This is a genomic window from Sphingomonas sp. FG14, from assembly GCF_057809675.1.
This window is the reverse complement of the sequence record NZ_JBMDKK010000006.1, coordinates 30,199-55,971: the sequence shown is the minus strand read 5'-3', so window position 1 is coordinate 55,971 and position 25,773 is coordinate 30,199. Positions and strand designations below refer to the sequence as shown.

The 25,773-nt window shown below is 67.1% G+C and carries 26 protein-coding genes; 20 read left to right on the top strand and 6 right to left on the bottom strand.

Annotation, left to right across the window (positions count from 1 at the left end; translation table 11 throughout):
* The first annotated feature begins 25 nt into the window (after positions 1-25).
* The 7 genes from ACODTA_RS17935 to aptA all read left to right on the top strand — a co-directional run bounded on the left by ACODTA_RS17935 (position 26) and on the right by aptA (position 7,340).
* The gene (locus ACODTA_RS17935) at positions 26-619 is read left to right on the top strand and encodes a TetR/AcrR family transcriptional regulator (RefSeq protein WP_489067345.1); all 594 of its coding nucleotides are present in this window, start codon (positions 26-28) and stop codon (positions 617-619) included.
* Entirely contained in the window at positions 616-1,053 is a 438-nt protein-coding gene (locus ACODTA_RS17930) for a PaaI family thioesterase (protein WP_489067344.1), read from the top strand. The genes ACODTA_RS17935 and ACODTA_RS17930 overlap by 4 nt, the downstream gene beginning before the upstream one ends.
* Positions 1,050-2,168 (top strand): HlyD family secretion protein, encoded by a 1,119-nt coding sequence (locus tag ACODTA_RS17925; protein WP_489067343.1) that lies wholly within the window; start codon positions 1,050-1,052, stop codon positions 2,166-2,168. The genes ACODTA_RS17930 and ACODTA_RS17925 overlap by 4 nt, the downstream gene beginning before the upstream one ends.
* A 115-nt stretch (positions 2,169-2,283) precedes the next feature.
* Entirely contained in the window at positions 2,284-4,185 is a 1,902-nt protein-coding gene (locus ACODTA_RS17920) for a CocE/NonD family hydrolase (protein WP_489067342.1), read from the top strand.
* Between the two features lie 169 nt (positions 4,186-4,354).
* On the top strand, positions 4,355-5,458 hold the full coding sequence (locus tag ACODTA_RS17915; protein ID WP_489067341.1) for a YkvI family membrane protein: 1,104 nt from the start codon (positions 4,355-4,357) through the stop codon (positions 5,456-5,458).
* A 63-nt stretch (positions 5,459-5,521) separates the two neighbouring features.
* Positions 5,522-5,890 carry a DUF427 domain-containing protein gene (locus ACODTA_RS17910; RefSeq protein ID WP_489067340.1) on the top strand — a complete coding sequence of 123 codons (369 nt, stop codon included), beginning with the start codon at positions 5,522-5,524 and terminating at the stop codon, positions 5,888-5,890.
* Between the two features lie 130 nt (positions 5,891-6,020).
* On the top strand, positions 6,021-7,340 hold the full coding sequence (gene aptA / locus ACODTA_RS17905) for an omega-aminotransferase AptA (protein ID WP_489067339.1): 1,320 nt from the start codon (positions 6,021-6,023) through the stop codon (positions 7,338-7,340).
* On the opposite strand, the gene ACODTA_RS17900 is transcribed toward aptA, so the two are convergent.
* Positions 7,341-8,306, bottom strand: a complete 966-nt coding sequence (locus tag ACODTA_RS17900) for a LysR substrate-binding domain-containing protein (RefSeq protein WP_489067338.1) — start codon at positions 8,304-8,306, stop codon at positions 7,341-7,343.
* A 136-nt stretch (positions 8,307-8,442) separates the two neighbouring features.
* On the opposite strand from ACODTA_RS17900, the gene ACODTA_RS17895 reads away from it, so the two are divergent.
* Together ACODTA_RS17895 and ACODTA_RS17890 are read left to right on the top strand one after the other, a co-directional pair.
* Positions 8,443-9,684, top strand: coding sequence for a DmpA family aminopeptidase (locus ACODTA_RS17895; protein ID WP_489067337.1), 1,242 nt, complete (start codon positions 8,443-8,445; stop codon positions 9,682-9,684).
* A gap of 77 nt (positions 9,685-9,761) precedes the next feature.
* Positions 9,762-11,210 carry a helicase HerA domain-containing protein gene (locus ACODTA_RS17890; RefSeq protein WP_489067336.1) on the top strand — a complete coding sequence of 483 codons (1,449 nt, stop codon included), beginning with the start codon at positions 9,762-9,764 and terminating at the stop codon, positions 11,208-11,210.
* Positions 11,211-11,228: 18 nt separating this feature from the next.
* On the opposite strand, the gene ACODTA_RS17885 is transcribed toward ACODTA_RS17890, so the two are convergent.
* A complete protein-coding gene (locus ACODTA_RS17885; protein WP_489067335.1) occupies positions 11,229-12,389 on the bottom strand; it encodes an aminotransferase class V-fold PLP-dependent enzyme in 1,161 nt (386 codons plus the stop codon).
* Positions 12,386-13,135, bottom strand: coding sequence for a tryptophan 2,3-dioxygenase family protein (locus ACODTA_RS17880; protein WP_489067334.1), 750 nt, complete (start codon positions 13,133-13,135; stop codon positions 12,386-12,388). Before ACODTA_RS17880 ends, ACODTA_RS17885 begins: the two co-directional genes overlap by 4 nt.
* Before the next feature lie 218 nt (positions 13,136-13,353).
* Between ACODTA_RS17880 and ACODTA_RS17875 the strand changes: the two genes are divergently transcribed.
* On the top strand, positions 13,354-13,848 hold the full coding sequence (locus ACODTA_RS17875) for an Lrp/AsnC family transcriptional regulator (protein WP_489067333.1): 495 nt from the start codon (positions 13,354-13,356) through the stop codon (positions 13,846-13,848).
* Positions 13,849-13,863: 15 nt separating this feature from the next.
* Here the strand turns inward: ACODTA_RS17875 and ACODTA_RS17870 are convergent, their stop codons facing one another.
* From ACODTA_RS17870 to ACODTA_RS17860, 3 genes are all read right to left on the bottom strand, one after another.
* Positions 13,864-14,511, bottom strand: a complete 648-nt coding sequence (locus ACODTA_RS17870) for a helix-turn-helix domain-containing protein (RefSeq protein ID WP_489067332.1) — start codon at positions 14,509-14,511, stop codon at positions 13,864-13,866.
* Between the two features lie 193 nt (positions 14,512-14,704).
* Positions 14,705-15,574 carry a CPBP family intramembrane glutamic endopeptidase gene (locus ACODTA_RS17865; RefSeq protein ID WP_489067331.1) on the bottom strand — a complete coding sequence of 290 codons (870 nt, stop codon included), beginning with the start codon at positions 15,572-15,574 and terminating at the stop codon, positions 14,705-14,707.
* 104 nt (positions 15,575-15,678) lie between these two features.
* A complete protein-coding gene (locus ACODTA_RS17860) occupies positions 15,679-16,851 on the bottom strand; it encodes an MFS transporter (protein WP_489067330.1) in 1,173 nt (390 codons plus the stop codon).
* Positions 16,852-16,949: 98 nt separating this feature from the next.
* On the opposite strand from ACODTA_RS17860, the gene ACODTA_RS17855 reads away from it, so the two are divergent.
* The 10 genes from ACODTA_RS17855 to map all read left to right on the top strand — a co-directional run bounded on the left by ACODTA_RS17855 (position 16,950) and on the right by map (position 25,735).
* Positions 16,950-17,870, top strand: coding sequence for a LysR family transcriptional regulator (locus ACODTA_RS17855; protein ID WP_489067329.1), 921 nt, complete (start codon positions 16,950-16,952; stop codon positions 17,868-17,870).
* A 60-nt stretch (positions 17,871-17,930) separates the two neighbouring features.
* Complete coding sequence (locus tag ACODTA_RS17850) at positions 17,931-18,422, top strand: RNA polymerase sigma factor (RefSeq protein WP_489067328.1); 492 nt, start codon at positions 17,931-17,933, stop codon at positions 18,420-18,422.
* A 4-nt stretch (positions 18,423-18,426) separates the two neighbouring features.
* Positions 18,427-19,350, top strand: a complete 924-nt coding sequence (locus ACODTA_RS17845; protein ID WP_489067327.1) for a FecR family protein — start codon at positions 18,427-18,429, stop codon at positions 19,348-19,350.
* Between the two features lie 83 nt (positions 19,351-19,433).
* Positions 19,434-21,893 (top strand): TonB-dependent receptor, encoded by a 2,460-nt coding sequence (locus tag ACODTA_RS17840; RefSeq protein ID WP_489067326.1) that lies wholly within the window; start codon positions 19,434-19,436, stop codon positions 21,891-21,893.
* A complete protein-coding gene (locus ACODTA_RS17835; RefSeq protein WP_489067325.1) occupies positions 21,893-22,939 on the top strand; it encodes an alpha/beta hydrolase in 1,047 nt (348 codons plus the stop codon). The genes ACODTA_RS17840 and ACODTA_RS17835 overlap by 1 nt, the downstream gene beginning before the upstream one ends.
* A gap of 97 nt (positions 22,940-23,036) precedes the next feature.
* Entirely contained in the window at positions 23,037-23,195 is a 159-nt protein-coding gene (locus ACODTA_RS17830; protein WP_489067324.1) for a hypothetical protein, read from the top strand.
* Between the two features lie 59 nt (positions 23,196-23,254).
* Positions 23,255-24,262: an NADP-dependent oxidoreductase gene (locus ACODTA_RS17825; RefSeq protein WP_489067323.1), complete on the top strand. Its 1,008-nt coding sequence runs from the start codon at positions 23,255-23,257 to the stop codon at positions 24,260-24,262.
* A 55-nt stretch (positions 24,263-24,317) separates the two neighbouring features.
* The gene (locus tag ACODTA_RS17820; RefSeq protein ID WP_489067322.1) at positions 24,318-24,674 is read left to right on the top strand and encodes a hypothetical protein; all 357 of its coding nucleotides are present in this window, start codon (positions 24,318-24,320) and stop codon (positions 24,672-24,674) included.
* Between the two features lie 78 nt (positions 24,675-24,752).
* The gene (locus tag ACODTA_RS17815; protein WP_489067321.1) at positions 24,753-24,965 is read left to right on the top strand and encodes a ParD-like family protein; all 213 of its coding nucleotides are present in this window, start codon (positions 24,753-24,755) and stop codon (positions 24,963-24,965) included.
* Positions 24,962-25,735, top strand: coding sequence for a type I methionyl aminopeptidase (gene map / locus ACODTA_RS17810; protein ID WP_489067320.1), 774 nt, complete (start codon positions 24,962-24,964; stop codon positions 25,733-25,735). The genes ACODTA_RS17815 and map overlap by 4 nt, the downstream gene beginning before the upstream one ends.
* The last annotated feature ends 38 nt before the right edge of the window (positions 25,736-25,773 follow it).

Here is a 25,773-nt window from a genome sequence, read left to right as displayed (position 1 = left end):
TCATCATATAAAGCAAGAGGCGGCCATGCGCTACGATGCCGAACACCGGGGAAAGACCCGCGAGAAGATCCTGAGAGAGGCGGCCTCGGCGATCCGCGCCAAGGGGCCGGACGGCGTGGGCGTCGCCGCGCTGATGAAGCAGGCCGGGCTCACCCATGGCGGATTCTATGCGCATTTCACGTCGAAGGACGATCTGGTCGCGCAGGCGATCGGCGTGATGTTCGACGATGTGCGCGGGCGTTTCGATCATGAGACGGCGGAGCGCGACCCGGCGACGGCGCTCGATGCCTATGTCGGTTTCTATCTGTCGCGGCGCCATCGCGACTCGCGCGAACGCGGCTGCCCGATCGCCGCGCTCTCGACCGACATGGCGCGGCTGGAGCCGGTTTCGCGCGAGCGTTTCGGCCGGGGCATAGCGACGCTCACCGGCTGGCTGGCGGGTGTGCTGGTCCGTCTCGGCGTGGCCGATGCGGATGCCGCGGCGAGTGCGATGCTTTCCGAAATGGTCGGCGCGTTGTCGCTGTCGCGCGCCGTCGCGGACCCGGCCCAGTCCGACGCGATCCTGGCGCATGCCGCCGCCGCGATCCGGAACCGGTTCGGGCTGGGAGGCGGGGCATGAGCGACGGCGCCGACCTTTCCGGCCTCGATCAGATCCGCGCGATGCTCGCGTATGGCAACCAGCCGCCGATCGGCCGCACGCTCGATTTCGCGCTGGTCGAGGTGACGGAGGGGCGTGCGGTGTTCGAAGGGGAGCCCGACGGACGGACCTATAATCCGCTCGGCACCGTCCATGGCGGCTATGCCGCGACCTTGCTCGATTCCGCCTGCGGCATCGCCACCCATTCGCGGCTCGCGCCCGGTCAGAGCTATACGACGCTCGAACTCAAGGTGGGCTATCATCGCGCGATGACTGCCGCGACCGGCCGGGTGCGCGCTGAAGGGACGGTCATATCGATCGGGCGGCGCGTCGCCTTTGCGGAGGCCAGGCTGACCGACGCGAACGGGCGTCTGCTCGCCTCCGCCACATCGACCTTGCTGGTGATCACCCCATGAACGCGCTGACCGCCGAGCCGATCGTCGCCGCGCCGGGCACGGAGGCGTCACCGCGCCGCGTGCCGCGTCCACTTGTCGTGGGCGGTGCCGCCCTGTTGCTGGCGGCGGCGGGCGTCGCCTGGATCCTCTCGCCGGCGTCGCGCGAGTCGACCGACAATGCCTATCTCCGCGCGGACAGCACGATGGTCTCGTCGCGGATCGGCGGGCAGATCGCCACGGTGCTGGTGCGCGACAACCAGCGAGTTCGCGCGGGCGATCCGCTGGTGCGGATCGACGACCGCGAATTCGCCGCGCGGTACGCCGCGGCCGAGGCCGCCGTCCATGATGCCGATGCCGGCGTGGCGGCGGCGCGCGCCGCGCTTGCATCGCATGTCGCCGAGAACCGGCTGGCCGATGCCGATATCGCCGTCGCGCGCACGGCGATCGCCTCGTCGGACGCGGAGCGCCGCCGCGCGGAAGCGGACGATGACCGTTTCGCCGCTTTGATGCAGCGCGGTTTCGCCACCCGCCGCGATGCCGAGCGGGTGAGCGCCGCCGCAGCCGATGCGCGTGCCAGGGCGCGGCACGATCTCGCCAGTCTCGCGGCGACACGCGACCGCGCGACGGTTACGGCGACGCGCCGTGCGGGGCTTCAGGCCGATCTGGAGCGCGCGCTGGCGGGGGCCGAACGCGCCCGCGCCGCGCGCAGCCTGGCCGAGCAGGATCGTGGCTATACGCTGGTGCGTGCGCCGGTGTCCGGCATCGTCGGCAATCGTCAGGCGCAGCCGGGCGATTTCGTCCAGCCGGGCACGCGGTTGCTGACCCTCGTTCCGGATCAGGGCCTTTATGTGGTCGCCAATTTCAAGGAGACGCAGACACGGCGCATGCTGGTGGGCCAGAAGGCGCGGATAAAGGTCGATGCGCTGGGCGGCGATGCGTTGACCGGACGTGTCGAGAGCTTCGCGCCGGCCTCCGGATCGGAATTCTCGCTGCTGCCCTTCGAGCCCGGCAGCGGCAATTTCACCAAGATCGTGCAGCGCGTGCCGGTGCGGATCGTACTTGATGCCGGGCAGCGCGATCTGGCACGGCTGCGTCCGGGCCTTTCGACCACCGTCGAGGTCGCGCTCGCTGAATGATGGCCGCAAGCGTGCGCCAGTTCAGGATTGATTGATCCTATATGGAAAAATTCTCGAACATATTGACAAATCATTTCCATTCGTCTCGTCTCGCCGGAAAAATGGGAGGCGTTGCATGAATGGATTCAGGGTTCGTCGCGGGCATCTGGCCCGGTTGTTGGCGGTGGCGGCGCTGTGCGGCCTGTCCGCGCCGATCGTGTCGACGCCCGCCGCCTTCGCGCAGGCCCAGCCGGCACCGGCGGAAGCCCCGGTTTCCGGCTATGTCAGCGAAGACGTGATGATCCCGATGCGTGACGGCGTGAAGCTGCACGCGCAGGTCTGGCGTCCCAAGGGCGTGACCGAGAAGTTGCCGATCATGATGACGCGCTCGCCCTATGGATTCACCAGCGCGCGGATCGATCGCGGCCTGGCCAAGGGCGGCGGCTATGCCGAACTCGCTGCCGACAAATATATCTTCGTCTTCCAGGACATCCGCGGGCGGTTCGCGTCGGAGGGCGAGTTCGTGAACCTGCGGCCGACCAAGACGACGCCTGATGGTATCGACGAGGCGACCGACACCTATGATTCGATCGACTGGCTGGTGAAGACCCTGCCCGACAATAACGGCAAGGTCGGCGTGTTCGGCGTCTCCTATGGCGGCTGGACCTCGGCCATCGCGACGATCGATCCGCATCCCGCGCTCAAGGCGGTCTCGTCCCAGGCCTCGCCCGAGGACATGTTCATCGGCGACGACTTTCTGCACAATGGTGCGTTCCGCCTCGACTATGCCTGGTCGTGGGTATCGGCGCTCGAGACCGATGGCCGGTCGATGAAACCCTTCGATTTCGGCACCGACGATGCCTATGACTGGTATCTGAAACAGAGTGACCTCGCGACGCTCGATCAGCAGAAGCTCGGCCGCACCATGCCGAGCTGGCAGAATTTCGTCGACCATCCCAATTACGACGCGTTCTGGAAGACGGGCCGCACCTCGCACATGATGCCCGCCAAGGTGGCGACGCCCAATCTGATCGTCGCCGGCTGGTGGGATCAGGAGGATTTCTATGGGCCGATGGAAATCTATGCGAACCAGGAGAAGGGTGACGACAAGGGGCTCAACTATCTGGTCGTCGGCCCCTGGAACCATGGCGGCTGGCGCGGGGAGGGCAGCAGCTACGGCCCCTATCAGCTCGGTTCGCCGACCGGCACCGAGTTCCGCACCAATGTCGAGCTGCCCTGGTTCCGCTATTGGCTGAAGGGGATCGGCACGCTCGACCAGCCCGAGGCGATGGTGTTCCAGTCGGGCAGCAATCAGTGGCAGAAGCTGAAACAATGGCCGCCCGCCGACGGGGCGGAGCGCAAGCTGTATCTGCGCAGCGGCGGCAGGCTGTCGTTCGAGGCGCCCGGCGCGGGGGAGAAGGCGGACAGCTTCGTCTCCGATCCCGCCAATCCGGTGCCCTATCGCGACCGGGCGAACCTGAAGCCCTTCATGCGCCCCGGCTCCACCTGGTCGAGCTGGATCGCCGACGATCAGGCGCCCTTCGCCAAGCGCAAGGATGTGCTGTTCTGGCAGACCGAGCCGCTGACCGAGGATCTGACGATCTCTGGCGATATCGCGGCGCAGCTTTTCGCGAGCACCACGGGCAGCGACGCCGATTGGGTGGTCAAGCTGATCGACGTCTCGCCGTCCGACGAGGCGACGCCGGTCGAGCTGCGCGGCCGCCAGCGCATGGTCGCGAACGACGTGTTCCGTGGCCGTTTCCGCACCAGTTACGAAAAGCCCGAGCCGATCGCGCCGGGCAAGGTGCTGCGCTACGATATCGACCTGCATTCGGCATCGCATGTCTTCAAGAAGGGGCACCGCATCGCCGTGCAGGTGCAGAGTAGCTGGTTCCCGCTGATCGATCGCAATCCGCAGACCTTCGTGCCCAATATCCTCAAGGCCAGGCCCGGCGCCTTCAAGGCGCAGACCCATTCGATCGTCCATACGGCCAGCCAGCCGTCGGCGATCTCGGTCCGCGTGGCCGGCGCGCGCTGAACCCGGTGCCGCCGTGCGCCGCGTCTGACCCGATCGGGATACAACCAGTCCCGATACGGAAAGCGCGCGCGCGGCGGAACGGGCATGATCGCGCGATTCGCGTGCGCTTCCTGAAAACGCTCGGGCCAGCGGCTTCTGGAGGCGCAGGATACATGGCGGGAGGAATGATGTGCGTGGTTTGACTCGCTATGTGGTGCCCGGCCTCGTCATCCAGGCGGTGCTTGTCGGGGGCGGCTATGCCACCGGGCGCGAGCTCGTTGAGTTCTTCCTGTCGGTCAATCCGGCATCCGGGCTGATCGGCATGGCGCTCACCGCCTTGCTGTTCAGCGTCGGCGCGATGATCGCCTTCGAACTCGCGCGCAGCGCCGGGGCCTTCGACTATAACAGCCTGATGGGTCTGCTGCTCGGCCGCTTCCGCTGGCTGTTCGAGATCGGCTATATCGCGGCCCTCATCCTGTCGCTCGCGGTGGTCTCGGCGGCGGCGAGCGAGTTGCTCGCCGAACTGGCGGGCATGCCGCACTGGCTGAGCGCCAGCCTGTTCATGGCGATGGTGGCGGGACTCGTCTTCTTCGGCAACACCTTGATCGAGCGCGTCATCTCCGCATGGTCGATCATCTTCTACATCGCCTATGGCACGATGTTCGTTCTCGTCGTCGCGCAATTCGGCCCGGACATGGCGCACGCACTCGGCGCCGAATCCGTCGATGCCGGCCCCGCGCTGTGGAACGGCGTCAGCTATACCGCATACAACATCACCATCCTGCCGGTGCTGATCTTCGTCGCACGCGATTTCGCCAGCCGGCGCGAGGCGCTATGGGCCGGCGCGATCGCCGGGCCGCTGATCCTGTTTCCGGGTTTCGCCTTCCTGCTCACGCTCAGCGCCTTTTATCCGGAGGTGAAGGCGTCGGCATTGCCCGTCAGCTATGTGCTCGATCGCGTCGACAGCCCGGCGCTGTCGCTCGTGATCCGTCTCGTCATCTTCGGCGCCCTCCTGAAGACGGGGGTGGGGCTGCTTCACGGCTTCAACGAGCGGCTGGCGCGCACCGGGCTCGATCGCGGCCGGCCGTTGCCCAAGGCCGCCCGTCCGGCGATCGCGATCGCGTTGATCATCCTCGCGGGCTATGCCGCCACCGCGATCGGCCTGATCGAATTGATCGGCACGGGCTATCGCTACAGCGCCGCCTATTTCCTGGTCGTGCTGGTGCTGCCGCTGTTGACCGTCGGCCTGTATCGCCTGTTCCGGGGCGGGCCGGAATTGCGGCCGGCGGAATAGGCTGCCCCATGGCGGAGCGCCTGGCGGCTTCCTATTTCCATGGGAAGCCGCAGGAGCCGCGCCATGACCGACAAGCCCATCCTGATCCCCGGGCCGGATCATCTCATCATGATAGAGGCCCATTCCGGGCGCGTGATCGTCACCGTCGCGGGGCGTATCGTCGCGGATACGCGGCGCGCGCTGACGCTGCGTGAAGCCAGCTATCCGCCCGTCCGCTACATTCCCCGCGCCGATGTCGACATGGCTCTGCTCGAACGGACCGCGCATGCGACCTATTGCCCGTACAAGGGCGAGGCATCCTATTTCAGCATCCCGATCGGCGGCGATCGTTCGCGGAACGCGGTGTGGAGCTATGAGCATCCGCACGCCGCCGTCGCCGAGATCCGAGACCGCCTGGCCTTCTATCCCGATCGGGTGGACGCGATCGAATAGCGCTCATCCGGATCCGTAATGGTGCCTGCAGGGCAACGACACGGCGAGCTTGGCAACTTGCCCTACCTCCCTCTTGGCGCGACATTTCGCGCCAGCCAGCAAGCTGGAAACACAGGAGGATGCGAGCCCCATGAATCCCGAACAGGCCGGTGGCGATCTGTCCGCCTTCTGGATGCCCTTCACCGACAATCGCGGGTTCAAGGCGCGGCCACGCATGTTCGCGTCGGCGGAAGGCATGTATTACTGCACGCCGGAGGGGCGGGCCGTGCTCGACTCGACCGCCGGCCTATGGTGCGTCAATGCCGGCCATGGCCGCCGCGCGATCGTCGATGCGATCCGCGAACAGGCCGCCGAACTCGATTTCGCGCCGACCTTCCAGCTCGGCCATCCCAAGGCCTTCGCGCTGGCAAGCGCGCTGGCCGACATGATGCCGGCCGGGCTCGATCGTATCTTCTTCACCAATTCGGGGTCGGAAGCGGCGGATACGGCGCTCAAGATGGCGCTCGCCTATCACCGCGCCAATGGCGAAGGGGCACGGACGCGCCTGATCGGGCGCGAGCGCGGCTATCACGGCACCAACATGGGCGGCACCTCGGTCGGCGGGATCGGCGGCAATCGGCGCAGCTTCGGCGCGCAGATCTGGGGTGTCGATCACCTTTCGGCGACGTACCGCGCGGACGCGGCATTCACGCGCGGGCAGCCCGACACCAACGAGGATATGGCCGGCGAACTCGAACGGCTGGTCGCGTTGCACGGGCCGGAGACGATCGCGGCGGTGATCGTCGAACCCGTCGCCTGTTCCACCGGCGTGCTGGTTCCCCCGCGCGGCTATCTCGAACGCCTGCGCGAGATCACGGCGCGCCACGGCATATTGCTGATCTTCGACGAGGTGATCACGGCCTTTGGCCGGCTGGGCGCGCCCACGGCGGCGCATTATTTCGGGATCACCCCCGATATCATCACGATGGCCAAGGGGCTGACCAACGCGGCGGTGCCGATGGGTGCGGTCGCTGCCAGCCGCGCGGTGCATGATCGCATCGTCGAAGGCGCGCCGCGCGGCATCGAATTCTTCCACGGCTATACCTATTCGGGTCATCCGCTCGCCGCCGCCGCCGGCCTCGCCACACTCGGGGTCTATGCAGAGGACGGGCTGTTCGCGCGCGCCGCCGATCTCAACGCTTATTGGGAGGCGGCGGTGCACGGGCTGAAGGGCGAGCGCCATGTCGTCGATGTCCGCAATCTCGGCCTGATCGCGGGCATCGAACTGACGCCCAGGCCGGACGCGGCGGGGCGGCGGGCATTCGATGTCTTCCAGCGCTGCTTCGATGACGGCCTGCTGATCCGCGTGACCGGCGACATCATCGCCCTATCGCCGCCCCTGATCATCAGCGAAGCGCAGATCGACGAGATCGTCGATCGGATCGGCACCACGCTGCGCGTCACGGACTGATCAGGCGGCCGCGCGCGCGAGCAGGAAGCGGCGGAGCGCGACGATTGCGGGCGAGGACCAGCGGTCCTCGCGGGTGACGAAGGCATAGGTGCCCAGTTCCACCTGGCGCGTGCCGGGAACGCGCACTTTCACCAGCGCCCCCTGTTTCAGATCGCGCGCGACCAGATAATCGCTTGCCAGCGCCACGCCGCGCCCGCGTCGCGCGGCGGCGATGGCGAGATGCGCGTGCCAGAGCAGCGGGCCGGCGATCCTGCCGCTCACCGCGACGCCGTTCAGCCGCAGCCAGGCGCGCCATTGCTCGTCATGTTCCTCATGCAGCAAGGGCGCGTCGAGCAGGTCGGCGGGCGAGGCCTCCGCCAGCCGCGCCGCCATCTCCGGATTGGCGACCGCCATGATCGAGGGACGCGCCAGCGCCACGAAGCGCAGCCCCTTGCCGCCGGGGCTGGGCGGCCAGTCGTCGCCATAGAAGCGGATATCGACATCGGCCTCGCGCGCGAGCAGGTCGGCTGCGGCGTCGGTCGGGCGCAATTCGACGCGGTGATCGGGGTGCAGCGCCTCGAAATCGGCGATCTGATCGGTCAGCCATTGCGCGGCGAAGCCCGGCACGCACCACAGTTTCAGGCTGCGCCCGCGATGGCCGTCATTGTCCATCGCATCGGTTGTCGCGTGCGCGATCTCGGCGATCGCGCCCGAGATCCTCGCATGGAAACGCCCGCCCGCTTCGGTCAGCCGCAGCCGGCCGCCGTCGCGGTGGAACAGGCCGATGCCCAGCCATTCCTCGAGCAGCCGGATATGGCGGCTGACCACGGCATGGTCGAGATTGAGCGCCGCCGCCGCCTTGCGGATGCCGCCTTCGCGGCCGACCGCCTCGAACGCGCGCAGCGCCGCGAACGGGGGAATCGCCGCCGCGCCGCGCGTGTCGCTGTCGTCGGGCGGTGATAGGGCGGCGTCGATCGGGTTCGGCATGGCGCGATTATGTTGAGCATGGCCGTAAACACAAGCGATCTTGGTGCGCTGCGGGCAACGCCGGTCCGCGCTTCGCACCTTGCGATTTGCGCTGTCGCCGCGACAATCGCCAGCTATTTCATTCGCCGGGGGACATATGACCAATCGAACATTCGGAGCGGCGCTTGCCATGCTCGCCCTGGCGGGCGGTTTCGCGGGCGCGGTCCAGGCCCAGCCCCGGCCGGCGCCCGCGCCCGAGCGCGCGCGGGACCTCGGCGTCCCCTTCCATGGCGAGCCGGGGCCCCTGAATGCGATCACGGATGTCGCCGGCGTCGAAGTCGGCCATACGACGCTGATTTCGGGCGAAGGCGCTCGCAAAGTCGGCGAAGGCCCGATCCGCACCGGCGTGACGGCGGTGATCCCGCGCGGGCGCCAGTCGACGATGCCTGTCTTCGCCGGCTGGTCGACGCTCAACGGCGCCGGCGAGATGACCGGGACGGTCTGGCTGGAGGAGCGGGGCCTGCTCGACGGGCCGATCCTGATCACCAACACCCACAGCGTCGGCATCGCGCGCGACACCGCCGTGGGCTGGATGGTCGACAAGGGCTGGACGGCGCGCTGGTTCGTGCCGCTGGTCGCGGAAACCTATGACGGTGTGCTCAACGACATCAACGGCTTCCATGTGAAGCCCGAACATGTCCGCCAGGCGCTCGAGTCCGCGCGCGGCGGCCCGGTGACGGAAGGGGCGGTCGGCGGCGGCACCGGCATGATCTGCAACATGTTCAAGGGCGGCATCGGCACCGCGTCGCGCATCGTGAAGCAGGGTGGGAAAAGCTATACGGTCGGCGTGCTCGTCCAGTGCAATTACGGCGATCGCGCGAGCCTGCGGATCGGCGGGGCGCCAGTGGGCAAGGAACTGGCGGACAGCTATCTGCCCTGCAAGGAGGGTGGCGACGGCAAGGGCGTTCGCGCCTGCGCGCCGGCGGCTGCGCCGGTCGGGCGCGCGCGCGACGGTTCGATCATCATCGTGGTGGCGACGGATGCACCGCTGTTGCCGCATCAGCTCAAGCGTATCTCGAAGCGCGCTGGACTTGGGCTCGGCCGGCTGGGTTCGGTCGCCAGCGCGGGGTCGGGCGATATCTTCGTCGCCTTTTCGACCGCCAATCCCGACGTGCCGGCGGTGCAGGCCGGCCCCACCCAGGTCGCCATGTATTCGAACGAGGAACTGACGCCGCTGTTCGAGGCGACGGTGGACGCGACCGAGGAAGCGGTGGTCAACGCGATGGTCGCGGCCCGCGACATGACGGGGGCGGATGGATTCAAGGTCTTCGGCCTGCCGCACGACGTGCTGAAGCGGTCGATGAAGCGTTGGAACGCGGCCGCGGGGGGCACACCCTAGAGTCAATTTCGACAAGTCGTGACGAAAGGCGCATCCGGCCCTTGCCGGAACGGTGGCATCTCGGCCAAACGGCGGCGATGACGATTCAAGTCGATATAGGCACGGACAATACGGGCAAGGGCGCTTCGATCGACCTCGAAGAGCTGTTGGCGACGCGGTTGCTCGTCCAGGGCAATTCCGGCTCGGGCAAGTCGCACCTGCTGCGCCGCCTGCTCGAACGCAGCGCCGAGCATGTCCAGCAGGTCATCATCGATCCCGAGGGCGATTTCGTGACGCTGTCCGGCCCCTATGGCCATGTCGTCGTCGAGGGCGCGGATTATTCGATCAACGAAGTGGTCAAGTTCGCCGCGCGCTGCCGCGAGCATCGCGCCTCGGTCGTGCTCAGCCTGGAAGGGCTGGACGCCGAAGGGCAGATGCGCTGCGCCGCCGCCTTCCTTTCGGGCATGTTCGATGCGCCGCGCGAACACTGGTATCCCGCGCTGGTGGTGGTGGACGAGGCGCAGGTGTTCGCGCCCTCCGGCGCCGTCGAGGTGACGGAGGAGGTGCGGCGCGCGTCGCTGTCGGCGATGACCAACCTGATGTGCCGCGGGCGCAAGCGCGGCCTTGCCGGGATCATCGCGACGCAGCGCCTGGCCAAGCTCGCCAAGAACGTCGCGGCGGAGGCGTCCAACTTCCTGATGGGGCGTACCTTCCTCGACATCGACATGGCGCGCGCCGCCGATCTGCTTGGCATGGAACGGCGCCAGGCCGACGCGATCCGCGATCTTCAGCGCGGCAATTTCCTGGCGCTTGGCCCCGCCATTTCGCGCCGGCCGGTGTCGATCCGCATCGGGCCCGTCGAAACCGCCGCGCGCGGCACCGGCCCGTTGCTGACGCCGCTGCCGCAGGTTTCGGCCGAGGATATGCGCCAGACCCTGCTCGACGGACTGGACGAGCCCGGCCCCGCGCCGGTCACTTATGTGCCGCCCAAGCCTCCGCCGGTCGAGGACGTGCTGCATACCATCGAAGTCAGCACCGCGCCTCCGCCCGAGCGCCCGTCGGCGCCCGCGATCGACCCCGGCCCGGTGGTGGCGGAGGCGTTGCGCGCGCTTGTCGAGGATCCGGATTCGGCCTCGCGATCGGCCGCTCTGTTGTTCCAGGATTTCCAGGTGCGTTGCCGGATGATGGGCGTGCACCGGCCGCCGCTCGACGCATCGGCCTTCGCCCGGCGCCTGGGCGCCGCGCGCGCCGGCGTGTTCGAGGACATGGACGAGGAATGGGCGCCCGCGATCGCCGTGGCGCATGGGCTGCCCGACGACATGCTCGGCGCCTATCTGCGCATCGCCCGCGCCGCGCGCGATGGCGAACCGTGCCCGAGCGACGAGGAACTCGCGCGCGTCTACGGCACCACCTCGCTGCGCCGCGCCCAGCGCGTGATCAATTACATCGAGGAGCGCCAGATCCTCGTCACGCGCGTCGACATGTCGGGCAAGCGTTCGATCACCATCCCCGCGCTCGGCTGGACGACGATGCCCGCCGCCGCCTGAGCGGGGCGCGATGGCCCGTTATGCGGCGCGGCCCAGCGGTTTTCGCAGATCAGCCCGGTCCGCGCCGATCTGATGCGCCGGAAAGTCGCGCAGGATGCCGCCCACCAGTTCGGCATCCTCGATGCTGTTCCACACATGGAAGGATGCGCGAACCACGTCTCCGCGCCGGTCGAAGCGGCATCCGGCATCGCCGAGCGCCGTGGCCAGGCCCTCGATATCCTCGGCGGCCAGGCACAATGTGCCGCCCTGGTTGGCCATGTCGAAACGACGATCGGCCGCGACCTCGAGATGGGCGATGAGTGTGCGGTTCCATTCGAGCGCGGTGTCGACACCGATCGCGGCGATCGTCTCGATGCCCGTGGTCGCCAGCGAGAATGGGGCGATCGTGGGCGTGCCGCCCCAGAAACGCCGCGCATCGCCGGCATAGCGAAAGTCGCGGACGTCGAACGCGAACGGGTTCTCATGTGAGAACCAGCCCACGTCGATCGGTTCTATCTCCGCCACCAGTTCGCGCCGGACCCACAGGAAGGGCGCGCCGGGGCCGCCGCACAGCCATTTCACCGAGGTGCCGAGCACGGCATCGACGCCCCAGGCGCGCGGCGTGACCGGCAGGATGCCGACCGACTGCGCGGCATCGACGATCGAGAACACGCCGTGCCGCCGCGCCGCCGTCGCGATCTCGACGATCGGCGAAACCACGCCGCTGTTCGAATGGACATGCATTGGAACCACCGCCGCCACGCGCTCGTCAATCGCGTCGATCCAGCTCTGCGGATCGCCCGGATCGACATCCTCGGGCAGCAGCTCGAGGCGATAGCCCAGCCGCTGGAGCCGCTCCATGGCGAACACCAGCGAGGAGAAGGCGTGCGCCGACGCGAGCAGGATGTCGCGGCCGGGTTCGCGCTTGAGGCCGGAGAGCAGGTTGAATAGCGCGGAGGATACGGTGGGTTGCGGGCAAATCTCCTCGGGTTCGGCGCCGATCAGCCCGGCGGCGGCGCCCCGGAAGCGATCGATCACCCCCAGCCAGTTGCCCCAGCCGTCCGACCCAAGCTCGGCCCAGGGCGTCAGCATGTCGTCGTCGAGCCGCGCGCGCGCGGCGCGCGGCAGGCAGCCGACCGAATGGCTGAGCAGATAGGGGCCTTCGCCCGGGACCAGGAACAGCGCGCGATGCGCGCTCATGCCGCTTCCCCGGCCGCCGAGATGCTGTCGCGCACCCGGCCATATTGCCCGCCCCAGGCGTCGGTCATGGCGACGCGCACGTCCCAGAGCTGCGGGAAGAAGCGGTGGCGCGCGCCGGCCTGGAGCAGATCGACCGAGCGGCCCTTGAGCGAGGCCGATCCCATGCCGATCGAGCGGTGGATAAGGAAGATGTGGCTGGAGCGGAACTTGCCGAACTGTTCGTCGAGCTCGATCAGCGCTTCCGCGACGATATACGCGTCGTCATGCGCATATTCCTCGTCATAGATCGAGCGGACGGTGCGGCCGGCGTCGATCAGATAGCGCTTCTCGAAGCTGCGCCAAAGTTCCGGGATCATCTGGAGAAGCACGCGGAAACCCGGCGATTCCTGGCCGCTGCCATTGCCGAGCTGCAGGCGGATCTCCTGATATTCCTTGGGCGACATGGTTTCGAGCAGGTCGAGCTGGGAAATCATCAACCGCATGATGCGGTGGCAGCGGCCGAGCAGGCTGGCGACGCGATGCGCGTTGCCGGCGACCATATAGTCGTCCACTTCCAGCAGCGTGTGCGCCATCAGCTTCATCCAAAGTTCCTCGACCTGATGGACGATCTGGAACTGGAGCTCGTCATGATTGATGAGCTGGTCGAAGGGTTTCTGGCAGGACAGCAGCGAGTGGGTCGAGATATAGATTTCGTAGTCGAGCTTCTCGGTTGCTCCCAGCAGCGCGTGATAATGAGCGCGGTCCATCGCCTGTCTCTCCTTGCAGGGCCGTATTGATGCATCGAGCCTAACATTTCGGGCGTGGCACATTGTGCCCAATATGCGGGGTTCGCATCACCGGATTTCGACAATCGTTTCTCAGATATGTATAAATAGAGAACGATCATACGGATCTTGCTCGGGTTGCCAGTCGATACGGACTTGGATATCCATTCCCGGCAGCACTCGAATGAGGACGCCTTCCGATGTCAGCCGAACCCGCTGTCCCGCCGCTCGACCGGATCGACCGGGAGATTGTGAGCGCGCTCGAGGGCGACGCGCGATTGTCCTTCGCGGCGCTGGCCGACGCGGTCGGCATATCGAAATCGCCATGCTGGAAACGGGTGCAGGCGCTGGAGGAGGCTAAGGTAATCCGGGGCTATCACGCCGCGGTCGATCCCGCGGCCGTGGGGCTGCGCACCACCGCGTTCGTGCGCGTCATGGTGCGCTTCGATCTCCATCTCGCCTTCGAGGATGCCGTGCGCGCGCACCCGATGGTCATGGCGTGCCATGCCACGGTTGGAGACGCGGATTATCAGCTACAGGTGCTGGCGCGCGACATGGGCGATCTGGACGAGCTGCTGCGCACCGAATTATGGCGCCTGCCCGGCGTGGAACGCTTCGTGACGACGATCGCCATGCGTGAGATCAAGGGCGGCGGCGCGATCGCCGCCAATGCCTGGCGCAAACGGGACCGGTGAGGGGCGGGCCGGCGCTCAGGCCGGCACATTCTCCAGCTCGGCGTCCTCGCCATGCAGGTTGAGCAGCGAGTCCATCAGGCCGTCCTCGGCGCTTGAACAGACGCCCAGAACGATCGCCTCTTCGCAACCCTCGGCGGTGACATAGGCATGGCCCATGTTGGAATCGAGATAGATCGACGCGCCTTCGCCCAGCGTTACCGGATCGTAGAATTCGGTGTGGACGACGATGCGGCCCTTCACGACATACACGAATTCCTCGCCGGGATGGCGCACGGGCTCGCCGAATTCCTCGGCCGATTTGGCGCGGATGCGCGTGATCAGCGGGATCATGCGCTTGCGGCGCAGTTCGGTGCAGAGATAGTGATAGTCGTAGTTCGGCGTGGTGACGCGGATCGCGCTTTCCATCTCGCCGATGCTGCGTCGCGCGGTCACCTGCGTCTCGGTTGCGGGATCGGTTTCCGCGAACAGTTCGGACATCCGGATGTTGAGCCGCTGGCTGAGCTGGAGAAGCTTGTCATAGGTGAGCGTCAGCCGGTCGTGCTCGACCTTGGACAGCGTCGAGATCGGGATGCCGCTGTGATCGCTCATCTCCTTGAGCGTCCAGCTGTTGCGCGTGCGAAGGCCGCGCAACAGCGTGCCGAGCGTGGGTTGATCGGTCTTCATGCGCGAACCGCCTTGTTGATGTGAGCGCTTCCCGCATTGGCGGCCGCCGGCATTTTCATGGAATGAATCATTGTCTCTCGATCAGAACCCGTCGCTTCAAACGGTTCATTACATATGATCTGGATATGGCTTGCGCAATCGGACGGGCCGTAAATCCTGCGATCGGGCAACAGGTGTGATCCCGGCGCATCGATCAGGTCGTGATCGCGGGTGGGGAGACCTGTCCGCGCCGCAGCCAGAACCAGATCGCGAAGCCGATCAGCACGGCCGGTACGACGATGCCGAATTCATCGATCGCGTAAGCAGTGGCGGTGCCGCGCTCGCCGGTCAGCGGCGTGAAGACGCCCTGGATGAACAGGTTGTGGCTGGCATGCAGGATCGCGCAGGGCCACAGGCTGCCGGAACGCAGGCGGAGCCAGGCCATGATCATGCTCACGCTGAAGACGAGCACCATGAAGCAGGGCGCCGAGACCCACCATTCGGTGCCCTGGTTGTAATCGCCGAACAGCAGCAGCGGCATGTGCCAGGCGCCCCAGATCAGTCCGACGATGAACACGCTGGGCGTGAAACCCGTCAATGCCGCCATGCGCGGCGCCAGGAATCCGCGCCAGCCGATCTCTTCGCCCAGCCCGGTCGCGAGCGACGTGACGAAGCCTGCGGTGGCCGCGAGCAGGACATAGCCGATGACGACGATCGCCGGTTCCGCATTCTTCCAGCCGAGCATCTCGGCGAACTGCGCGACATTCTTCGCGTCGGCGAAGCCGCCAAGGCCGGTCAGCCAGATGATGAGATAGGCGATCCCGGCATAGCCGAGCGGAATGAGGTAGCCGGCCAGGTTCCACCGGTTTTCGCCCCAGCCCCAGCCGAGCGATGCCAGGTCGAGCTTGCGGATATGGACGGTGAGCAATGCGCCGACCGCGGGCGCCCACATCAGTCCTGTGATATACAGGCGCAATCCCTGCACCGGCCCGGCGCTCAGGATCAGCGCGTAGAAGATGCAACTGATCGCCAAGGTCAGCACCAAGAAAAGCGATACGTCGCCCGTCAGTTTGCCCCTGTCCATCCCATGTCCCCCGTCCATCGCGATTGGATCATATTTCACGAAGCGTAGGACGGCCGGGTGCTTTCTCCAAATGGAAAATATCTGGTTCGATCAGGATTGATTTATCATGGACATGCGTTGGCGAGTTGGGCGGCGTGTGGTTTGCGGCGCAGGGCGATGACGAGCGCGAGCCCGGCACCCGCCATCGCCGCACCGGCGAGCGACACCGCCGGATAGCCGAGCCCGGCACCGATCACCCCGCCGCCCAGCGCGGCGCCGATCGCATTGCCGAGATTGAAGGCGCCGATATTCATGGCGGAAGCCAGATTGGGCGCGCTTGCCGCCTCCGTCATCACGCGCATCTGAAGTGGTGGAACCAGCGCGAAGCTTGCGACGCCCCACAGGAAGATCAGCACCGCCGCCGGGACCGGCCAATGCATCGCGCCCGCGAACAGGATCAGCAGCAGCACCAGCGCGCCGAGCGCCGCGATCAGCGTGCCGTCGACCGAGCGATCGGCATAGCGGCCGCCCAGCCAGTTGCCGACGGTCAGGCCCAGGCCATAGAGCACGAGCATCGCGGTAACGAACGCCGTCGAGGCATGCGCCTCTACCTGCAGGATCGGCGCGATATAGGTGAAGACGGTGAACATCGCGCTCGATCCGATGACGGTGAGCGCCAGCGCCGCGAGCACGGGGCCGCGCGTGAGTTCGCGCAGTTCGGCGCGCATGTCGGTGCCCTGATCGGCGGCAAGATCGGGCAGCGCGAAGCGCAGCGCCGCCATCGTCGCCAGGCCGAGCAGCGTGATCCCCCAGAAGGCGGCGCGCCAGCCCATCAACTCTCCCGCCCAGGTGGCGAGCGGCACGCCCGCGATATTGGCGATCGTCAGGCCCATGAACATCGCCGCGACCGCGCCGGCGCGCTTGTCGGCGGGCACCACGCTGGCCGCGACCAGTGATCCCACGCCGAAAAATGCGCCATGATTGAACGAGGTGACGACGCGCGAGACCAGCAGCATCGCATAGCCGTCGGACAGCGCCGACAACAGGTTGCCGACCGTGAAGATCCCCATCAGGAAAATCAGCAATGTGCGGCGCGGCACGCGCCCGGTGGTCAGCGTCATCAACGGCGCGCCGATCAGCACGCCCAGCGCATAGGCGCTGACCAGCAGGCCGGCGGCCGGGATCGAGACGCCCAGATCGGTGGCGATCACGGGCAGCAGCCCCATCGGCGCGAACTCGGTCACGCCGATGCCGAATGCACCAATGGCCAGCGCCAGCAGCGGCGGGTTGAACTTCATGGGTCGCACCTTTCATTTTTGATTCCCGCCAAATGGCGCTTTGCCGCAAGGTCCGGTAGACGGGGCGCAGGCGAAGCATCTGTGCGTGGGAATCAACAATGACGCGCGAAATGATCGATCGTTCGGGCGAGATGGAGGCCTTTGTCGCGGTGATCCGCGAAGGCAGTTTCTCGTCGGCGGGGCGGGTGCTGGGTCTGACTCCCTCGGCGGTGAGCCGCATCGTCGCGCGGATCGAGGCGCGGCTCGGTGTCCGGCTGATCGTGCGCACCACGCGCAGCATGATCCTGACCCCGGAAGGGGAGGCCTATCATCTGGCGGCGCAGCGGATCCTGGCGGACATGGCCGAAACCGAGGAGGCGATCGCCGAACAGGCGGCGCCGCGCGGCCGGTTGCGGGTGAGCGCGGCGCTCGCGCATGGGCGGCTGTCGATCGTGCCGCTGCTGGAGGAATTCGTTCAGCTCTATCCGCACATATTGGTCGATATCAGCCTGGGCGACACGCTGGTCGACATCGCCGGCGGCCGCGCCGACATCGCCATCCGCTTCGGTCCGTTGCCCGACAGCCTGTTGACCGCGCGGAAGCTGGGGGAGAACGGGCGCACCATCGTCGCCTCGCCCGATTATCTGGCGCGGATGGGCACTCCGGACGTCCCGGAGGATCTGCTCGATCACAATTGCCTGAACTTCAATTTCCGCCGGGCGGAACCGGTCTGGCCCTTCCGTCGCGACGGCCGCGATTATGCGCTGGGCGTCAAGGGCAATATCGAGGCGAACAACGGCGAAACCCTGGTCCAGCTCTCGCGCCAGGGCGTCGGCATCGCGCGCGTCGGCAGTTTCCATGTCGTCGACGATATCGCGGCGGGGCGGCTGGTGGCGCTGCTCGAGCCCTATAATCCCGGCGACCGCGAGGATATCCATGCGGTCTTTGTCGGCGGCGCGAATACGCCGGCGCGTGTGCGCGTCTTCGTCGATTTCCTGGCCGAGCGGCTGGCCGCCAGCAGGGCGTGGCGGGCGAACTGAACCGAAACCACTTGCGCCGCCGCCGCGATGCGCGATCCTCGCGCGCGAGAGGAGGGGCGCATGGCCGATCACGGCTTCAGGGCGAGATTGATGCAGTATCTGCGCGCGCGGACGCGTGCCGGCGACGATGCGGAGGATATCGTGCAGGAAGCCTATACGCGGCTCTCCGCGCAGCCGCCCGAGCGGCCGATCGTCGATCGCGAGCGTTTCCTGTGGCGGACCGCGCTCAATCTTTCGGCCTCGCTCGGCCGCCACCAGCGCGTGCGCACGACCGCGCATGCCGACCGCGCGGTGCTCGACCTGCTCCATCCTGCTTCGCCGCCGCAGGACGAGGTGCTGGCGATGCGCGAGCGGCTGCGCCTGGTGGAGGCCGCGATCGCGGACCTGCCCGAACGCACGCGCGAGATCTTCATCGCGGTGCGCGTCGACGGGCTGACCTATAGCCAGGCGGCGGCGGCGTTCGGCATCTCGTCGAGCGCGGTGGAAAAAGCGATGGCGCGCGCCGTGGCGAAGCTGACGATGAAAGTGAACCGCATTGACCGCGAGGCCTGAACCGGTGGACGAGGAGAAGATCGTCGAGGCCTCGGTCTGGGTCGCGCGCCTTCAGTCCGATATGCGCGGGCCGGAGGTGGAGCGCGATTTTCGCGCCTGGCTCGATGCCAGCGCGGCCAATCGCGCGGCGTTCGAAATGACGAGCGAGACCTGGGATCTGGCGGGCGGCGCCAGGGCGGTGAGCGAGCCGCCCGCGCGTGGATCAAGGCGGCCGCTGCTGCTCGCGCTTGCCGCCAGTCTGGCGGTCGCGATCGGTATCGGCGGCTGGTATGCGCAGCGTCCGGCGCCGATCACGACCGCGGTGGGGGAACAGCGATCGCTGCGCCTGGCCGACGGGTCGGTGGTGACGCTCAACACCGCGACGGCGCTGACCACCGCGTTCGACGCGGATCGCCGCCTCGTCCGGCTCGATCGCGGCGAGGCGTCGTTCGAGGTCGCGAAGGATTCGCTGAGGCCCTTCATCGTCGAGGCCGGCGGCACCCGCGTCGTGGCGGTGGGCACCGTTTTCGACGTCCGCTTCGTCGATGGCGGCCTGTCGGTGACTTTGGCCGAAGGCAAGGTTCGCGTGGTCGAGCCGTCCAGGGCCGGCATCGCGCCCGCCGAGATCGAGATGACTCCGGGCCAGCGGCTGCGGCTGGCGACGCCCGGTGCGCGGCCGATGCTTCAGGCCGTCAATCTCCAGACCGCGCGCGCCTGGCGAGCGGGGCAAGTGGTGTTCGGTGATACACCGCTGGGCGATGCGGTGGCGGAAATGAACCGCTATGCCGATCATCCGATCGCGATCGACGATCCCGCCGTGGCGCAATTGCGGATCAGCGGCGCGTTCCGCGCTACCGACAGCGCGCAGTTCGCCCGTGCGGTTTCGGACATTTACGGACTGGCGCTGACCGCCTCTCCCCAGGGGCCGCGTCTCGGCAAGCCACGCTGAAAAAAAGCAGGTGGGGTGTTCCAGGGGGACGCGCGTCTATGGCGTGCTGGCGAACGGCCGGCGTCATGAAGACGGGGGATGGAATGGGGCACCGGGGTTTGCGCGATACGATGATGGCGGCGGCGGCGATCGCGGCATTGGCGCCCGTGACGGTCCATGCCCAGGCGATCGATTTCGATCTGCCCGCGCAATCGCTCGAAGCATCGTTGAAGGCGGTTTCGCGCCGGTCCGGCGCCAACATCATCTTCGCGCCGGCGACGGTGGCGGGGCAGACGGCGGCACGGCTGAAGGGCAGCTTCACCGCGCGCGATGCGGTCAGCCGGCTGATCGCGCGATCGGGCCTGGCCGTCAGCGTCAACGCCGACGGCACGATCCTGATCCGCGCGACGTCGGCCACCCGCATCTCGGAGGAAACCGGCGTCGATGCCGAAGCGGAAAGCGATGCCGAGATCGTCGTGACCGCGCAGAAGCGCAGCGAGAAGCAGCGCACCGTGCCGATCTCGATCAGCGTCGTCGGCGGGCGGCAGATGGAACAGTTCGGCGCGGGACAGTTGACCGATGTCGGGCCCTATATTCCCGGCCTCCAGATCGACAGCACGGGCACGCCGGGCCAGGCGACGGTGTCGCTGCGCGGTATCGCGCCGATCGGGGAAAGCACGACGGTCGGCACCTATCTCGACGATGCGCCCGTCGGCGCCAGCTCGATCTATGCGCGCAGTGCCGGCTTCACGCTCGACCTGCTGCCCTATGATATCGAGCGGATCGAGGTGCTGCGCGGGCCGCAGGGGACGCTTTACGGCGCCAGCTCGATCGGCGGGCTGCTCAAATATGTCACGGTCTCGCCACGGCTCGACGATGTTTCGGGCAAGGCCGGCGGGGAAGTGTTCGGCATCCGGGGCGCGGGCCATGCCGGCTATGCGGGGCAGGCGATGGTCAATCTGCCGATCGTCCAGGATCGGCTGGGCCTGACCGCGAGCTACGCCTATCGCAAGGCGCCGGGCTATGTCGACAGCCTCACCACCGGCAAGCGCGATGAAAATAGCTATGAACAGCGCGGTGGACGCGTCAGCCTGTTGTGGAAACCGACCGACGCTCTCTCGGTGAAGCTGTCTGGGCTGTGGCAGACGATCGACGCCGACGGAAATGCGAATGTCGTCGAGGATCTGGTGACCGGGGAGCGCATCGGTAACGGGCTGTCGAACAACAATTATCTGCCCGAGAGCTTCCGCAAGACGCTGAACTATTACGCAGCGACGATCGATTACGATCTCGGTTTCGCCGCGCTGACCGCCGCCAGTTCGTACAACCGCACGCGCACCCGCCATGTCCGCGATACCAGCCGCGCCTATGGCGTGCTGTTTCCGCTGTTCGGCGCGCCGGTCGGTCTCGCGCCGTTCACGCTCGACCTCGACATGAAGAAATTCACGCAGGAAGTGCGGCTGACCTCACCCACCAACGACCGTTTCGAATGGCTGATCGGGGGTTTCTTCACCCATGAGAAGACGGGGCAGGCGCAGCGGCTGGGGGCGTTCGACATGAGCGGCAATCCGCTTCCCGGCCTCAATCCGCTCGCGATCGCCAGCCTGCCCGCCAGATATCGCGAATATGCGGTCTTCGGCAACGCCACCTACAAGCTCAGCGACCGGTTCGATGTGACCGGCGGGCTGCGCTGGGCGCGCAACGAGCAAAGCTTTCGCCAGATCAGCAGCGGCGCCATCGTGCCGACCGCGAACACGCCCGGAACGTCGGCGGAAAACGTCGTCACCTACAGTGTCAGCCCGCGTTTCCATTTGAACCGCGACACGATGCTCTATGCGCGTGTCGCCAGCGGCTACCGGCCCGGCGGCCCCAATGTCGTCCTGCCCGGCGTGCCGTCGACGGTGGATTCGGATTCGCTGGTCAATTACGAGATCGGCCTGAAATCCTTGCTGTTCGACCGCAGCGTGACGCTCGACATCGCCGCCTTCTACATGGACTGGAAGGATATCCAGCTTCTCGTCAATTTCGCGGGCGGCACCAGCGGTTTCGCCAATGCCGGCTCCGCGCGCAGCCAGGGCTTCGAGGCGACGATCGCCTGGCGGCCGATCGACGGGCTGACCCTGGGCGCCAACGGCGCCTATACCGATGCGCAATTGACGGCCGACGCGCCGCCAAGCCTGGGCGGGAGAGACGGCGACCGGTTGCCGCGGATCCCGAAGTTCAGCGGCGCGCTCACCGCCGATTATCGGTTTAGCGCGGCTGATAACGCGGAGATGCAGATCGGTGCCGGCCTGCGCCATACCGGGCGGCGCCTGTCCGACGTGACGAGCGCCAATCCGCTGCTCTATCCGGTCGTCGCGGACGCCTATAGCGCGCTCGACCTCAACGCGGCGCTCACCATCGACGAACGCTGGACGCTGCGCGTCTATGCCCGGAACCTCCTGGACAGCGATGGCGCGATCACGCGTTCGCTGTCGCGCGATGCGCTCAGCCGGCCGAACTATATCCTGGTCACGCCGGTCCAGCCGCGCACCGTCGGCCTCGCGGTCGAGACGCGTTTCTGATGACGGCACGCGTTTGGCTGAAGCGCATCGGGCTTGGCGGTCTGGGGCTGGCGGCGGCGATCGTTGTCGCCGCCAGCGGCTATGAGGCCTTCGAACGGCGGCAGGCGGCATTCGCCTATCCGCCGACCGGCCGGCTGGTCGATATCGGCGGACGGCGCATGCATATCGATTGCCGGGGCAGCGGATCGCCCACCGTGATCTTCGAAGCGGGGCTGACGCTGTCGGGGTCGCTGTCGTGGAGCAAGGCGTTCGATCCGATCGCGTCGTTCACGCGCGCCTGCGTCTATGATCGCGCCGGCATATTGTGGAGCGATCCCAAGCCGGGGCCGCAGGATGCCGCCGCGATCTCGCGTGATCTTCAGGCGACGCTGAATGCCGCAGGCGTCACCGGCCCGCTGGTGCTGGTCGCGCATTCGATCGGCGGGCCGTATGCGATGGCGTTCACGCACGATCACGGCGACCGCGTCGCCGGGCTGGTCTTCGTCGATACCTCCCATCCCGATCAGATCGCGCGTTTCCGCCGCGTCACCGGCGCGGACACGCATCCGCGCACGATGGTGCCGACGATGAGGACAATCGCGGCCTTGTCGTGGATAGGCGCGGTGCGGCTGGCGGTGGGCGGCAAGGAACCGCCCAAGGGGCCACCGGCGATCGTCGCGGAGACCACCGCATTGTCGCATCGCTCGGTCGTCGGCGCGATCGCCGAACTCGAAGGGTTCGACCGGACGATGGCGCGCGCCGGCGCTGTGCGGAATCTGGGCAGCCGGCCGCTGTTCGTGCTGACCGGCATTGCGCCCTATTCGCCGGAGATCCTGAAGGAAATGAAGCTGAACCCGCAACAGGGCGTGCGTTTCCAGGCGGAACTCAAGGCATTGCACGACGATCAGGCATCCTGGTCGACGCGAAGCTGGCACCGGGTGCTGACCGACGCCAACCACTATGTCCAGATCGACCGGCCCGACGCCGTGATCGATGCGACGCGTCAGGTGGTCGATACCGTCCGCCAGGACATGGCGGCACGGCGGGCGGGCAAGGGCGGCGATTGACACCGCCCGCTTCAAAGCGGCTGAAATCGTCGCGGGGCGATCTGAAACTTTGCATCTTGGACCGTTCGGGAATAGGGCCGCGCGGGAAGGAGCCATGATGCGTATTGCGATTGGACTGGCCATCGCCATCGGCGTGGCGGCATGCTCGGACGGATCGGGCAAGGGGCATGATCGGCGGCCGCTGGTGCCGCTCGCGTCCAGCGTGGACGTAAACCTGCCGGTCGCGGCGAAGGTGCGCCCGACGCACGCCGCTTAGTCGCGGGATTTTCAGCGCACGGGTATCGAGGCTGCGATCTTTCCGGCATATTCGTGGTCATGCGCGCCTTGCTTCTCACCCGATATGGCGGACCGGACGCGATGGAATCGCGGGAGGTGCCGTGTCCGGACGCGGGGCCGGGCGAACTGCTGGTGCGGGTCTGCGCCGCCGGCCTCAACCCCGTCGATTTCAAGACGCGACAGGGCGTGCTCAAACCCGTCCAGCGCTATCGCCTGCCTGCGGTGATGGGCAATGAGCTGGCCGGCATCGTCGAGGCGTGCGGCGCGGGCGTCACCGGTTTCGCGGTGGGGGATCGCGTCTTCGCGCGCATGCCGAAAGGGGCCATGGGCGCGCTCGCCGAATATGCGGTCGTGCCGCAGGACGTGCTCGCCATCATGCCCGCCACGCTCGATTTCGAGGCGGCGGCGGGCATCCCGCTCGCCGGCCTCACCGCGCTTCAGGCGCTGCGCGACGAATTGAGGCTGGCGCCGGGCAGCCGGGTGTTCATTCCGGGAGGGGCCGGCGGCGTCGGCACCTTCGCCATCCAGATCGCGAAATGGCTGGGCGCGGAGGTGACGACCACCGCTTCGCCGCGCGGCCGGGCGCTGGTCGAACGGCTCGGCGCCGATGTGGTGATCGACTATACGGCGCAGCGCTTCGAGGATCATGTCCGCGACATGGACGGCGCATTCGATCTGCTTGGTGGCGAAACGTTGGAGAAATGCTTCGGCGTGGTGAAGCGCGGCGGCACGGTGGTGTCGGTGGCGGGCATGCCGGAACCGCTGACGGCGCGGAGGGATCTGGGCCGAGGTCCGGCGCTTGCCGCCTTGTTCTGGATCGTCAGCTACCGGCTGCGCGCGCAGGCCGCCCGGAACGGCGTCACCTATCGGTATCTGTTCATGCACCCGAGCGGAGACGAACTCGCCGAACTCGCGCGGCTGGTGGATGCCGGTCGGCTGGAACCGGTGATCGACCGCGTCTTTCCGTTCGCGCAGGTCGATCAGGCCTTCGCCCATCTCGAATCCGGCCACGCCAAGGGCAAGGTGATCGTCCGCATCCGCGACTGATCGCGCCGGGAAGTGTCCGTTGCGACGCCCATTCATCCTGGATAGGCATGCAGCCATGCGCCGGCTTGTTCTCCCCCTTCTGTTGCTGGCATCCTGTTCGGAAGAGCCCTCGGCTCCGCATCGCCCGGACCTGACAAGCGGCGCCGAAGATCTCGACCTGGTCAGGGCGGCAGTGACCGTATCCAAACGGTGTGCGCCGCCTGTCTGCGACGATTCCGGGGCCTGCATGTTCTTCGAGCCAACGGATATCGTCGAACTGAACTGCCATGTTCAGGTCGGCGGGGCCTCGGCGCGATGTTCATTCGCGGCTTTTCCGTTCGGAAGGGGCGTCACCGGCGCCAACCGGGAAAAAATGGCCGTCACGCTGCAAAAGCGGGGGGCCGGAGACTGGTGCGTGTCCGAATGGCGCTGACGATGCTGGCTTGCCATCGCGCGACGCGGCCAATATGAAGCATATATGATTCGTATATCATTCGTATAGACGCCGCATATGGGCATCGTGAATATCGACGACGAGCTGCACGAACAGCTCCGCCGCGCCAGCAAGGTTTCGTGCCGCTCGATCAACGCCCAGGCGGCGTTCTGGATCAGGGTAGGCATGCTGTGCGAGCTCAATCCCGACAGCACGTTTCCGGAGATCGTCGCGCGCGCGCTCCGTCAGGCGGGCGTCGACGCCGAACGGCCTGAGCCCGCCGAGACATGACCAAGTCGCCAGGGGAGATCGCGCTGCTCGCCGAATCCGGCCGGCTGCTCGCCTCGGTCTTCACGCATCTCGACGGTATCGTGCTCGCGGGCATGTCGACGATGGCGGTGAACGATCTGGTCGAGGATTTCATCGTCCGCCGGCTCCAGGCGCGCCCCGCCAGCAAGGGCCAATATGGCTATGCCTATGTGCTCAACTGCTCGCGCAACGCGGTGGTCTGCCACGGGGTGCCGTCCGAGGATGAACGGCTGCACGAAGGCGATATCGTCAATCTGGACATCACGCTCGAAAAGAACGGCTATATTGCCGATTCCAGCAAGACCTACATGATCGGCGATGTCGCCCCCGCCGCCCGGCGGCTGGTGCGCGTCACCTATGAGGCGATGTGGAAGGGCATCGGCGCGGTCCGCCCCGGCGCCACGCTCGGCGATATCGGCCATGCCATCGAACGTCATGCCAAGCGCCACGGCTATTCGGTGGTGCGCGACTATTGCGGCCACGGCATCGGCCGCGAAATGCACGAGGAACCGCAGATCCTCCATTTCGGCCGCCCGGGTACGGGCATGCGCATCCGCGAGGGCATGGTCTTCACGATCGAGCCGATGCTCAACCAGGGGCGCCGCACCGTCCGCACCGGGGATGACGGCTGGACGGTGACGACGGTGGACGGCAAGCTTTCGGCGCAGTTCGAACATAGCGTGGCCGTGACGCGCGACGGCGTGCGCGTGCTGACGCTGCGGCCGGACGAGGTGCCGCCGCGGCTGCACTGAGGCTGGCGGTCCGCCAGGCGGTTGCGCGCGGCCTCGCC

Bases quoted from the DNA above. Each gene is read 5' to 3' on its own strand.
- ACODTA_RS17935 (WP_489067345.1), top strand. From the start codon at position 26: ATGCGCTACGATGCCGAACACCGGGGAAAGACCCGCGAGAAGATCCTG.
- ACODTA_RS17930 (WP_489067344.1), top strand. From the start codon at position 616: ATGAGCGACGGCGCCGACCTTTCCGGCCTCGATCAGATCCGCGCGATG.
- ACODTA_RS17925 (WP_489067343.1), top strand. From the start codon at position 1,050: ATGAACGCGCTGACCGCCGAGCCGATCGTCGCCGCGCCGGGCACGGAG.
- ACODTA_RS17920 (WP_489067342.1), top strand. From the start codon at position 2,284: ATGAATGGATTCAGGGTTCGTCGCGGGCATCTGGCCCGGTTGTTGGCG.
- ACODTA_RS17910 (WP_489067340.1), top strand. From the start codon at position 5,522: ATGACCGACAAGCCCATCCTGATCCCCGGGCCGGATCATCTCATCATG.
- aptA (WP_489067339.1), top strand. From the start codon at position 6,021: ATGAATCCCGAACAGGCCGGTGGCGATCTGTCCGCCTTCTGGATGCCC.
- ACODTA_RS17900 (WP_489067338.1), bottom strand. From the start codon at position 8,306: ATGCCGAACCCGATCGACGCCGCCCTATCACCGCCCGACGACAGCGAC.
- ACODTA_RS17895 (WP_489067337.1), top strand. From the start codon at position 8,443: ATGACCAATCGAACATTCGGAGCGGCGCTTGCCATGCTCGCCCTGGCG.
- ACODTA_RS17890 (WP_489067336.1), top strand. From the start codon at position 9,762: ATGACGATTCAAGTCGATATAGGCACGGACAATACGGGCAAGGGCGCT.
- ACODTA_RS17885 (WP_489067335.1), bottom strand. From the start codon at position 12,389: ATGAGCGCGCATCGCGCGCTGTTCCTGGTCCCGGGCGAAGGCCCCTAT.
- ACODTA_RS17880 (WP_489067334.1), bottom strand. From the start codon at position 13,135: ATGGACCGCGCTCATTATCACGCGCTGCTGGGAGCAACCGAGAAGCTC.
- ACODTA_RS17875 (WP_489067333.1), top strand. From the start codon at position 13,354: ATGTCAGCCGAACCCGCTGTCCCGCCGCTCGACCGGATCGACCGGGAG.
- ACODTA_RS17870 (WP_489067332.1), bottom strand. From the start codon at position 14,511: ATGAAGACCGATCAACCCACGCTCGGCACGCTGTTGCGCGGCCTTCGC.
- ACODTA_RS17865 (WP_489067331.1), bottom strand. From the start codon at position 15,574: ATGGACAGGGGCAAACTGACGGGCGACGTATCGCTTTTCTTGGTGCTG.
- ACODTA_RS17860 (WP_489067330.1), bottom strand. From the start codon at position 16,851: ATGAAGTTCAACCCGCCGCTGCTGGCGCTGGCCATTGGTGCATTCGGC.
- ACODTA_RS17855 (WP_489067329.1), top strand. From the start codon at position 16,950: ATGACGCGCGAAATGATCGATCGTTCGGGCGAGATGGAGGCCTTTGTC.
- ACODTA_RS17850 (WP_489067328.1), top strand. From the start codon at position 17,931: ATGGCCGATCACGGCTTCAGGGCGAGATTGATGCAGTATCTGCGCGCG.
- ACODTA_RS17840 (WP_489067326.1), top strand. From the start codon at position 19,434: ATGGGGCACCGGGGTTTGCGCGATACGATGATGGCGGCGGCGGCGATC.
- ACODTA_RS17835 (WP_489067325.1), top strand. From the start codon at position 21,893: ATGACGGCACGCGTTTGGCTGAAGCGCATCGGGCTTGGCGGTCTGGGG.
- ACODTA_RS17830 (WP_489067324.1), top strand. From the start codon at position 23,037: ATGCGTATTGCGATTGGACTGGCCATCGCCATCGGCGTGGCGGCATGC.
- ACODTA_RS17825 (WP_489067323.1), top strand. From the start codon at position 23,255: ATGCGCGCCTTGCTTCTCACCCGATATGGCGGACCGGACGCGATGGAA.
- ACODTA_RS17820 (WP_489067322.1), top strand. From the start codon at position 24,318: ATGCGCCGGCTTGTTCTCCCCCTTCTGTTGCTGGCATCCTGTTCGGAA.
- ACODTA_RS17815 (WP_489067321.1), top strand. From the start codon at position 24,753: ATGGGCATCGTGAATATCGACGACGAGCTGCACGAACAGCTCCGCCGC.
- map (WP_489067320.1), top strand. From the start codon at position 24,962: ATGACCAAGTCGCCAGGGGAGATCGCGCTGCTCGCCGAATCCGGCCGG.